Here is a 10,403-nt window from a genome sequence, read left to right on the forward strand (position 1 = left end):
CGACGAGGGCTCCTCCGATCAGCGCGCTGTCGGGACCGAAGCGCTCCCGGGGCCATCCCGTTCGGCTACTTTTCTGTCGCCGACAGTGACCATGGGAGAGATCTGTCGGTGTCAGCTCTCGTTGTCACATCGTGCGGCACTGCTCACAGGTCTTCGATTCTGGGGCGTGCCCCCGTCCGAAGCCCCGCTCCGTCGACCGCCTTCGCCACCTGCTCGGCCACCCCGCCCGGGGCCTCGTGCTCCCAGAACCGCAGCACCGTCCATCCCTCTTCGGCCAGATGCTCGTTCGTCTCCCGGTCCCGCGCCATGTTGCGTTCGAGCTTCGCGCGCCACCACTCGGCGTTCGACTTCGGCTGCGTAGCGTGCTCGGGGCATCCGTGCCAGAAGCACCCGTCGATCATCACCGCCACCTTGGCCCTGGTGAAAGCGATGTCGATGGTCCGACGAGACATCCCCGGCACCCGAACATTGACTCGGTAGCGGTAACCGGAGGCGTGGAGCAATGTCCGGACCGCCACCTCGGGTGCTGTGTCGCGGCTCGCTTGGCGGCTCATCCGGGCGGAGACGCCAGGGGAAGAAGCCTTCGCGGTGCTCATCACTGCCAAGTCTCCTACGCCTCGCCATCCTCGCGATCAATGATCGCGAAATCGCGCTTCCGTGAATCTATGGTGCGGAAGCGCACCAGGCTCGCCCTGTTGTCGGCCGACGACTTCGGGGCGACCAGGGAGAAGGCAATCACCAGGTGCCGGGGGTCGATCGAGCCGTCGGCGGCCGGCCGCGGTTCGCTCTCGACCACGGGATACAGGACCAGCACGCCGCGACGCTCCCGGACGAGGGACTCGACGAGCGGGTCTCCCAAGTCCTCGATGGCGCCTGCCACCCGGAGGGCGACCCCGCGGTGCTTCGGCTCGCTGATCGCGCCGAAGAGGTCGCCGCGGCGACGGGTGCGGTGCGCCAGGGACAGCGGACGGGAACCGAGGATCGTCCCTTCCGTACGGCGGGCCGAGGTCTGCTGCGGGGCGATCACCAACCAGTCGTCGATGCCGGCGCTGGACTCCCCGGCTGTGATCAGGGACTCCAGATGGGGCGAGAACTGCGAGGGCGCGGACCAACGGAGGTCGCACAGGATCTTCAACAGCACGTCGTGATCGACGGTGCCGAGCAGGGCCTCGTAGCTGTCGCTGCGCCCCTGGTCGGGGGAGGAGCACGTCAACGTGACGGGGGCGGACCCCAACGAGTTCAGGACGGGCAGCCACGCCTCCGCGTTGTGCCGCAGGTCCGCCGCGTCCGTCGGGTACGCGGTCGGCTCGACCCACTGGCCCGGTGACCGGATCTCGACCAGCTCGGCGTTGAACATCTTGTTGCGGCCGCTCGGCCTGATCCACGGCAGGTGCTGGGAGACCAGGGGCGGGATCTGAGCGGGGGTCACCTGGGGCTTGCCGTCGACCAGCTCCGCGTAGCGGGAGAGCTGGGAGCGGAAGGTCTCCTCGTCGCGGCAGATCGCCTCGAAGGCCTCGTAGAGGTCGACCGTCTGCGTCTTGGTCAGGGGTTCCTCGCGGCCTATGTAGAGGCGGACCAGGTCGCGGTAGCCGGGGCGGAAGCCGAACCAGCGGCCCATCTGCATCAGGGTGTCGGCCTGGCGGGTGGTGCGGCGGTAGTAGGTGACGGTGAGGCCCTCGACCGTGAAGCCGCGGGAGAGCTTCGTGCCGCCGACCAGGATCTTCCAGACGTTCGGGGTCCGGTCGAAGTCCAGGTCGATCTGGGAGAAGTAGCGGTCCGTGTCGCCGTTGACGACCACGACCGGGGTGCCGCCCGCGTTGATGAGCTGGCGGGCGCGGGAGACGTACGGGCGCAGGTCCGCGTAGGCGGACGGGATCGGGAGGCCGTCGTCCGCGTGGTGGGCGAAGTCGTCGACGAGCAGCTTCTCCAGGCGGGCGTGGCCCTCGTGGGAGGTATAACCCGCCTTGTGCCACTGGGTGTTGATGCGCAGCGCCAGGTCCGCGTGGTCGTCCATCTTCACCGACTCGTGCACCAGCATCGTGTGGTGGCGGAACGGGCCCTCGGGGACTCCGCGGTCGGCGCGGTAGAGCTTCAGGGCGCCGGTGAGGACGAAGGCGTCCATCGCCTCCTGGAGGCGGTCGCCCGTGTCGTCGTGGATGCCGCGTACATGGGTCTCCTCGGCCGTCCCCTCGCCGTCCAGGTCGTGGAAGTCCTGCACGCCCATGTAACCGACGGGGCGCGGCAGGGAGATGAGGAAGTCGCGCGGGAAGATGTCCTCGCCGTCGCTCGGGTCGATGAAGACGTTCGCGAACGGGGTGGCGGTGTAGCCGACGTACTGTGCGCGCGGGAGCAGGCCCAGGAGCTCGGAGATCAGGCCGTTGATCGCCGTGCGCTTCGTCTGGCCCGACTCCCATTTCTTCGGGTCGGACGTGTTCACGGAAGCCTGGTCGGACTCGTCGTCGATGATCAGGGTCGGGATCTCGCGGAGGATCGGGCCGATCTTCCTGAGGTCCTTCACCAGGTTCGTCAGTACGGACTTGTTCTTCTTGACGACCATGACGCGGGCGGCCGCGCGGTGCAGGTTGTCGGGGACGTACAGCGGCAGGTGCTTCTCGCGCTTCTCGATCTCCAGGGCCCCGATGCCCTGCCGGAGGCTGCGGTAGTCGTCGTCCCGGGTGGTGAGGCGCTCGATGTTGAACGGGCGGTGGCCGTGGCTGACGAACTTCGCCGGCCAGTCCTCGTCGTCCTGGTAGTCGATGCCGACCAGGGCGTCCGGGTCCGAGGGGTCGGCTCCGCGCAGGATGTTCTCCTGGCCTATCAGCTCCATGTCCAGGCGGCGCTGGGTCTGGTCCCGGAGGAGGTTCAGGGTGCCGCCGAGGACGATGACCAGGCGGTAGCCCGCGTCGATGGCTTTCGCCGTGACACCGGTGAAGTTGGCGGTCTTGCCGGACTGGACGTAGCCCACGACCAGGCCCCGGGCGCCGTACGCCTCGGTGCGGGTGGGGTCGGAGAGGCGTTCCAGCACGGCGTGGCTGGCCTCGTCCAGGCCGGCCACCGCGGCGTCCGACCAGCCCTTGCGGCGCAGGAGCTGTTCGTAGGAGTTCCAGTAGAAGGAGCGGGCGGCGGCGGAGTCACGGGAGTACCAGGAGGCGAACTCCTTGCTGATGACGGTGGGGCCCGGCTCCTTGAAGACCGGGACCGCCCCGTCGAGTGCCTTGCGCAGATCGGCGCCGAAGCCGAGGCGGTTGTACGTGTCCGAGCGGCGGGCGTCCGTGCGGGGCGGGGCGTCGGACCAGTCGGCCTGCTCCGCCAGGTCCCAGGAGGTCAGGGTGCGGTGCCAGAGCGCGGTGAGCTCGTCGCCGGGACCGGCGGCGGCGATCCGGTCCCGGAAGTGGCTCAGCTCCGTGTCGGCGGGTTCGTCGGCCTCGGAGAGGACGAAGGCCAGCTTGGTGAAGTGCTTGGGACCGCGCCGCATCGCGGCCAGGACGTCGCCGTGCAGGTTGAACAGGTGGTCGGTCATGGCGGGAACGGCTTCCTTGGGAGGGCGGGCGGAGGCGGAGGGCGATGGGGCGGTGGTCAGCGTGCGAGCTCGCAGCGTGCCGCCGTCACCAGGACGCTGTTCCACAGCGCGACGTTGTCGGTGTGGACGGCCCTGACCCGTTCCTTCTGGAAGATCTCGTTGACCATGAGGTAGAGCATGCTCTTCACCACCGGCGCGTCGTTCAGCCCGCCGCGGCGGCCGCCGTTGAAGACCTGCCGGTACTCCTTGTTCAGCTTCACCTCCCGTTCCTCACGGTCGAGTTCGAAGAACACGTCCGACGGCAGGGTGTCCCAGCGGAAGGTGATCGGGTCCTCGCCGTCGAGCTCCGGCAGCTCGTCGCGCAGCGTGCGCCTGAGCTTGGGGTCGATGCCCTTGCCGGCCGGGAGGACGGCCTTGCGCTGCGGCTCGGTGGCGCGCCGGGCGGCCTCCCGGTACGTGGTCTCCGCCTCCTGGAGGTACGTACCGAAGGTGTGTCCGGCCTCGTCCGTGGCCTGTTCCAGTCCGCGTGCGAAGGCCGGGGTGACGGTCACACCGTCCTTCTTCACCGTGAGGCTGAAGACGTCGTTCGGCTCGTTCGGCAGGTCGACGGCGATCCGGGCGAGGGCGAGGTGGCCCTCCGCGCTGCGCGTGCTGTTCCAGCCGCCCGCCTGGACGAGGCGGTCGTTGCGGTAGATGTAGAAGCCCTGGCGCTCGGCGAGCGGGCCGATGCCCCGGAAGCTGACCAGGGGCGACTTCGGCGGCCAGATGTGGGCGGTCAGTGCCACTTCGCCGACGCCCTCGACCGGCGCGGTGTATGTACGGGGGTAGCCGGCCCGGCCGGGCACGCGGTAGCCGAAGGGGTCGATGGGCTCGACGCCCCGGTGGTCCAGCTCCTCCTTGGTCCGTACGTCCTCGACGACGATGTCGATGTTGAAGCCGTCGCGGGCGAGGAAGCGGTGGAGATGGAGCCCGAGATGGGTCTCCAGCTTCTCGATCGCGTCGTTGAGGAAACGGTCGGCCTGGCCGGTGGTGACGGTGTCGAAGGCGCGGACCCGGTCCCAGCGGACGATCGTGCCGTGCCACTGGATCAGGCCGTCGTAACGGTCGACCAGGTCCTGGCAGTAGCCCGGGTCGACGATGTCGCACGTGAAGTCGGCCTGGGCGCGGGCGGTCAGCCAGCGGCGGCCGGTCGACGGGCTGCGCTTGGTCCGGCTGATGACGGTGAGGGAGTCGGCGTGGGAGAGCGAGGCGGCCTTGAGGCCCGCGCCGAAGTGGCCGAGGGCCGTGTCGGAGTATCCCTCGCGGCCGCCGACCGTCATGGCCGTGTCCAGGGAGTCGTCGTCCATGCCGGATCCGTCGTCGATGACGAGGAGGCTGACGAGCCGGTCCTCGTCACGGAGGAAGCTCACGACGACGTTGCGGGCGCCGGCGTCGATGGAGTTGTCGACGAGGTCCGCGATGGCCGCCTCGAAGCCGTAGCCCTGGTGCGTCAGCGACTCGACATAGCGGGCGGCGGGCGGAAGCCGCTTGCTGCCGGAGGTCGGGATCTCGAACTGCCAGTCGGCCGACGGCTGGTAGGGCGGCATGAACACTTCCTCGCGCGCACGGGGCTGAGAACCTGCGTGTGGAGGTGCGGCCCTGAGATGGGTAGTTGAGATGTGATGATATTGCAAAGATGGGACAGGGTGGAATCCGGTTGACAAAGGCGCTGCCGGTGGTCGGCGGGGTCGTTGCCCCGTGTCAGGCCCGGGGCGCCGTGCTGCGTACGTAACGGAGTCCCGGCCGCTCGCTCAGCTGGACCTTCTCTCCCGTGGGGACGAAGCCCGCGCGGGTCAGGACCGTGCGGGAGGCCGTGTTGTCGAGGGCGGCTGCTGCGCGGAGGGTGGTCAGGTCGTATTCCGTGGCGGCCAGGGTGCAGAGGTGGAGGACGGTGGCCGTGGCCAGGCCTCGGCGGGTGGCCTTCTCGGCCATGCGGAAGCCCAGGTCGGCAGAGCCGTCCGCGACGTCGACCAGGTTGAAGCGGCCCAGCACCTCGCCGTCCGGGGCGACCAGCAGGTGGAAGTGGCAGAGGCCGGCGGCCTGTTCGGTGAGCAGGGCGGTGAGGCGGGCGGCGAAGTCGGTGAAGTAGGCGTCGCCCCGGTCCGGTACGGATGCGGCGAAGTACGTGCGGTTCTCCTGCTCGAAGGCGAGCAGGGCGGGCGCGTGGTCGGGGCGGAGGCGCTGGAGTTCGGGCATGGCGCAACCCTATGGATTTCGGGCCGTCGGGTGGATTTCTTTTGTTCGCGAGGCTTCGGGAGGGGCAGTGGTCACCATGCTTGTCCTTCCCACGGCGGTGGTCGGCAGCGCAAGCTGCTGACGCCACCGCATCAGCGTGTGTTGATCGCCCCTGTGCGTCTGTGCAGGCGAGCCCCTCGCGCAGGCAGCCGCGTGTTCTGCGCCTGCCGGACGAAGGGCGGCGCCGCGGTGCTCCCACAACTCCTCGTCCGCTTGCGGTGGAGCAGGGGCTGACCTCACCCGCTTCCGGGTACCGACAGCACCTGCGCCCTGCCGCGGGCCGACTACTCGCTGATCGCTTGGGCGGGGGTGCCGCAGTCGTGCCGCTCGGCTGACCGCGCGGCGAAGGAGAGGAGCGCCCGACGCTCCCCGGCGCCGGCTGTGGCGTGGGAGTCGAGGGGTTCCAGCGTGTACAGGGCCGTGCCGGTGGGGCATGACGCGGTGGTCCAGGACTTGCCTTCGTTGCTGCCTGACGTGCCGACGTAGTCGTCGGGGCTGCGGAAGGGATTACGACGGGGGGCGTTCGTGTATGGGCCGTAGTAGGAGGCTATGCGGAAGGTTGGTTCGCCGTTGTTCGCGGCCAAGAAGCACTGCTCGACCGGGGCCGCCGGATCCGGCTGAGTTTCATACGAGGCAGAGTTCACGCCCTGACAGGTTCCGGTTGCAGCACCGGCCTTCTTCAAGTTGCCGAAGACGCTGGCAGAGGGCGCAGCAGTCACCTTCTTGGCGCCGGGCAGAGCACACCCCTGGTCCTTGGCCGCCTGCTTGAGGGCCCGGGTGACCATGACGGCCATACCGTTGCGTCGCTTCTGCGGGTCGGCCGATGCATTGGCATTGGCTACGGACATGCTCAGGACGAGGTCGTCGTTCGCGTTCTTGCCGCAGGGCAGGTATGCGGTGGCGTACGGCTCGGTCGTCGTCCCGGACGAGACCAGGGCCGGCCAGCCGTTGCCCACGGGTACGAGGGCCTGTTCCCGGTCCGTGGTGAGGATCACGGCAGGGTGCGTGCGAATCGACTCAGCAGCGTCCTCACCACGCCGCACCATGATGGCCAGTTCGGTGTTCGTGTCCCCTGGGTCATACACCCTGCAGCTCGGACGGCCGATCGCCTTGCCGCTGACCCGGTCCATGCCCAGGGTCTTCCGTGCCTCCGCAGCGCTGACCAGCCCCTTGCACGCGTCGTCCAGCGCCCGCCCATCACGCCAGGAGTCATAGGCCCCGGATACGTAGACAACGCCGCCGGCGGCCACGATGGCGGCGGCCACGGTCATGGCGGCGACGGATTTCTTCATCAGGACAGTCCCCTGTGCAGGTCAGCTAGGGCTTGGTTGCGGGAATTGCTGTAGTGCAGATCCATTTGGTCCGAAAGATAGTTCGGTCTGGACGCTGTTTTGTCCAGCCCCCTGTCCAGGTACCACTGGTTGAGGAGGTCGTGCGCGCCTTGGGACTTGGCCTGCATCTCGTCGCCAACTTTGACGTTGGCCACCTGGTCGGCTTCGGCCTTCACGTCCTTGGACCATTCGTAGGTGGCGGCGTCCACCATGCGTTGCGCGACGTCTCCGACGTGGGGGATGACCGTCAGGGGCGCACCCCCTGCGTGGTAGGCGTACCGAGCCGCGTCGTCCACCCATGCCTTGCGGGTGTCGCGGTCATCGAGGATCACGTCTGCACCGATGGCGTTGAAGACACCGGCCCCCATGCCCACGTCGGCGACCCGGTTCTCCCAGTCCTTGCTGTCGCTGTACGTCGCGTCGGCCCCGGCCAGCGTGCGGGCGGCCTGGGCTCGTTCGGCGTCGTAGAGGTTGGCGAAGTTCTGCGGGTCGTCAGAAACACCGCGCAACACCCTGGTCAGGGAGCTCTGCGACACATTGAGGTGGCCTTCCGTACCGTCCTCGATGACAGAGCCACCATGTATGAAGTCGTAGCTGGGGTCGTGGGTCAGGGTCCTGTGGGTGTCCGGAGCGTAATCCACCAGGGCTCGGGCGATGGGGTCGCGCAGGTTGGCGTCGATGCTGTCACCCTTTGTGTCCTGGTCGAGGAGGTTCACGGTCGACTGCATGATGCGTGCTTCGGCCGCGCTGTGCTTGCCGTCGCTCGGCTGGGATGTGTCGCCAGCGGGATGGCCGGTGGCTCCTGCCTCGATTGCGGCACCGAGCCCGATGCGGTTGTCGCCGTCAGTGACATCAGAAGCGTCCATCTCTATCTCACCGCGCCACACAGTGGTGTTGGTGACGTTCCAGTCTCGATCCTTGAGGAGGTAGTCGAGGCGGTCGTCACTGCCGTCGCCGGAGTGGGGGTCGAGATAACCGGTGGATGTCTCGGGGTCGCGGCCCATGATGCCGAGGGCGGCGTCCACCGGGTCGTTCGCGAACCAGGACTTTCCGCCGGAGTCGTCGAAGTTGCCGTACAGGTCCCAGACGTCCTTGTCGTGCTTCTCTGCGGAGATCATGTCGTCCGTGATGTCCGCCATGAACTGTGCGGACGGCTGGTCGCTGCCCTGATCCATCAAGGTCATGAAGCTCTGGTAGCCCCGTACTTGCTGCCCATGCCCCTTGGCGACGGTGTTGGTGTTGTTCGCCGCTGCGTCCAGGTCGTACTTCTCCATCCCAGCCGTCTTCAGCCCGTCACGCCATTCGTTGTAGAACGACGCATCCGAAGTCTTCTTCCATTCCGAGAAGGCTTCCTGGTATGCCTTGGATCCGTATGTGAGCTGCTTACCGTCCGGTCCCTTGAAATCAGGAACGCGAGTCGCACCGGACACCGTGTTGGCCAGCCCCTGCTCCAGACCGAGGTACTGCGTCTTGTTCTTGGTGTCGTCGTGGTATGCGAGATCGTTGAACCGGTTGGACAACTCAAGGGTTTTCTCAGGGCCCAGAGAGTCGAGGAGCGTCTGGCTGAATACCTTGTCGTGCGCGTTGTCCCGGAAGAACCGGTCCATTTCGGCCCGCTCTTCAGCTGTCAGCTTCTCATCGTCGAGCAACCTGTCCGCGTAGTACTTGGCCTCGCGAGCCTCGTACACCTCGATGTCGCCCAACGCCGTGCCATTGAACGTGTGGCCCCCCAGAGGGTCGAGCGCGCGCTCGATCCAACTCTTGATACCGGCCGCCTCGTGGAGGGCCAGTTTGACGCCTTGGTCGGCGTCGTCGACCGCCCGCACGGCCTCCTTGATCGCCTTCGTCCAGGCGGCCTCGGAAGCCTTGGCCTGCGACACGTACTTGGGGTAGTCGTCGTCGTGCCGCATCGGAGTGAGCTTGCTGAAGTCATAGACAGCCTCCCCCTTGCTGTTGACAGACATTTCGTCCGCCTTCGCCTCCTCCACCACCTTTTTGACGTGACCGATCAGTGTGGAAAACTGCTGATGTGCGTCCCGTAGGAGCGACGCGATGGCGCGGGCCTCCGTCTGCCCGTTCTTGAACTGCTTGCGCGTATTCGAGAACTGCCCTGCTGCTGCGTCGGCGCTTTCGCCCACCCACGTGCCGTCTTTGGGAAACGACTCCACCTTCGCGGCGTAAAGGGTCTCGAGTTCCTCGAAACCGCCGGCCATGCCGTCCCAGTCCTTGGCCGCCGCGGTCAGCGCATCGATCCTGATGGTGACCACGTCCTGATAGCCGAGCATGCCTGTTCCCCGTTCCTAGACTTCGCGCCGGGGGGCGGGCCCGGCATCGATCCCCGCTACCCCGTTCCTGACGTCGTAGTCGACGTACTGGAGGTCCCTGTGGGCCCCCTCCAGATCCTCCTGGTCCTTCGCCAAACGCGCCTTGAGGTCCCTGACCTGCAACTCCCATTCCGCGTGCGCGTCCTTGAGGCCGGTACCGGTGTCCCAGCCCGAGAACTCTCGCACCGCGGAGGACGAGGACTCATCGGCGTGGCGGCCGGCTTTGTCCGTCCCCGGCCGTATGGATTCTCGCAAGGCCTTGACCGCGATCTTCTTGCCCGGCTGGTTCGTCTTCAGGTCGGCCGCGTCCCCGCTGCCGCCTCCACCACCCGCGGCGGGAGCGCTGTTCAGACTCATGCCCTCCTGCCGACGGGCCCGCGCATCGACCTTCAGTTGCTCCCACTCGTCCCACGCCATCTCAGGGACTCCCCCCGTAGTTGCTGTATCCGTGCGGCCACGCCGTATGCCTCGGTCCCAGTGGTGCGTCCGGTTGTGCGGAGCCCGGTGCGGAGACGCATCGATGTCTGCGCGGCACCCCGACGACAGAGATCGCATCCGTGATTGCGGCAGAGGCAATACCCCTCGAGAATCCACCGGGTTGCGGTGTGGGCAGAGCACGAGCCGTGATCCTGTGCGGAGCGGCCCTCGATCCCTCCAGCCGCCTCAGGAGATCGTCCACCCGCATCTTGAAGGTCACCAACGTCTCGTCCTCAACGCGCAGCCAGTTCCTCAGCAACTGTCCCTAGTAGTGCTTGGTCATGTGCGGTCCGTGATGGCGTGTCTTCTTGATCGGTCGTTTCGTTGACCGTGTGTGCTGAGTGAGGAGTTGGCTGCGGTCCGGTGTGATCTGGAGGACTTTGCGGCGGAGATGTTCGAGCCGTTCGCGCGGGCGGATCAGCGGCGGTGGGGCGGGGTCTATCTGCGGGGCCTGCTGCTGGACGGCGGGCGCAAGTC

7 protein-coding genes are annotated in these 10,403 nt (G+C 67.4%); all 7 read right to left on the reverse strand.

From position 1 onward, the window contains the following. Window positions 1-143: 143 nt before the first annotated feature. The 7 genes from ACFYY7_RS35215 to ACFYY7_RS35245 all read right to left on the reverse strand — a co-directional run bounded on the left by ACFYY7_RS35215 (window position 144) and on the right by ACFYY7_RS35245 (window position 9,866). Complete coding sequence (locus tag ACFYY7_RS35215; protein ID WP_388667875.1) at window positions 144-596, reverse strand: very short patch repair endonuclease; 453 nt, start codon at window positions 594-596, stop codon at window positions 144-146. A gap of 14 nt (window positions 597-610) precedes the next feature. Then, complete coding sequence (locus tag ACFYY7_RS35220; protein WP_388667876.1) at window positions 611-3,520, reverse strand: Z1 domain-containing protein; 2,910 nt, start codon at window positions 3,518-3,520, stop codon at window positions 611-613. A gap of 56 nt (window positions 3,521-3,576) precedes the next feature. Next, a complete protein-coding gene (locus tag ACFYY7_RS35225) occupies window positions 3,577-5,106 on the reverse strand; it encodes an ATP-binding protein (protein ID WP_388667877.1) in 1,530 nt (509 codons plus the stop codon). Between the two features lie 154 nt (window positions 5,107-5,260). Next, window positions 5,261-5,755, reverse strand: a complete 495-nt coding sequence (locus ACFYY7_RS35230; RefSeq protein WP_388667878.1) for a GNAT family N-acetyltransferase — start codon at window positions 5,753-5,755, stop codon at window positions 5,261-5,263. 323 nt (window positions 5,756-6,078) lie between these two features. After that, the gene (locus ACFYY7_RS35235; RefSeq protein WP_388667879.1) at window positions 6,079-7,086 is read right to left on the reverse strand and encodes a hypothetical protein; all 1,008 of its coding nucleotides are present in this window, start codon (window positions 7,084-7,086) and stop codon (window positions 6,079-6,081) included. Then, entirely contained in the window at window positions 7,086-9,410 is a 2,325-nt protein-coding gene (locus ACFYY7_RS35240; RefSeq protein WP_388667880.1) for a WXG100 family type VII secretion target, read from the reverse strand. The genes ACFYY7_RS35235 and ACFYY7_RS35240 overlap by 1 nt, the downstream gene beginning before the upstream one ends. A 15-nt stretch (window positions 9,411-9,425) precedes the next feature. Continuing rightward, window positions 9,426-9,866, reverse strand: coding sequence for a hypothetical protein (locus ACFYY7_RS35245; protein WP_388667881.1), 441 nt, complete (start codon window positions 9,864-9,866; stop codon window positions 9,426-9,428). Window positions 9,867-10,403 lie beyond the last annotated feature (537 nt).

Origin of the sequence: Streptomyces sp. NPDC001933 (assembly GCF_042890955.1) — a bacterium.
Classification (GTDB): domain Bacteria; phylum Actinomycetota; class Actinomycetes; order Streptomycetales; family Streptomycetaceae; genus Streptomyces.

Coding starts and splice junctions, on each gene's coding strand:
- ACFYY7_RS35230 (WP_388667878.1), bottom strand. CDS start 5,755: ATGCCCGAACTCCAGCGCCTCCGCCCCGACCACGCGCCCGCCCTGCTC.
- ACFYY7_RS35225 (WP_388667877.1), bottom strand. CDS start 5,106: ATGCCGCCCTACCAGCCGTCGGCCGACTGGCAGTTCGAGATCCCGACC.
- ACFYY7_RS35240 (WP_388667880.1), bottom strand. CDS start 9,410: ATGCTCGGCTATCAGGACGTGGTCACCATCAGGATCGATGCGCTGACC.
- ACFYY7_RS35220 (WP_388667876.1), bottom strand. CDS start 3,520: ATGACCGACCACCTGTTCAACCTGCACGGCGACGTCCTGGCCGCGATG.
- ACFYY7_RS35245 (WP_388667881.1), bottom strand. CDS start 9,866: ATGGCGTGGGACGAGTGGGAGCAACTGAAGGTCGATGCGCGGGCCCGT.
- ACFYY7_RS35215 (WP_388667875.1), bottom strand. CDS start 596: ATGAGCACCGCGAAGGCTTCTTCCCCTGGCGTCTCCGCCCGGATGAGC.
- ACFYY7_RS35235 (WP_388667879.1), bottom strand. CDS start 7,086: ATGAAGAAATCCGTCGCCGCCATGACCGTGGCCGCCGCCATCGTGGCC.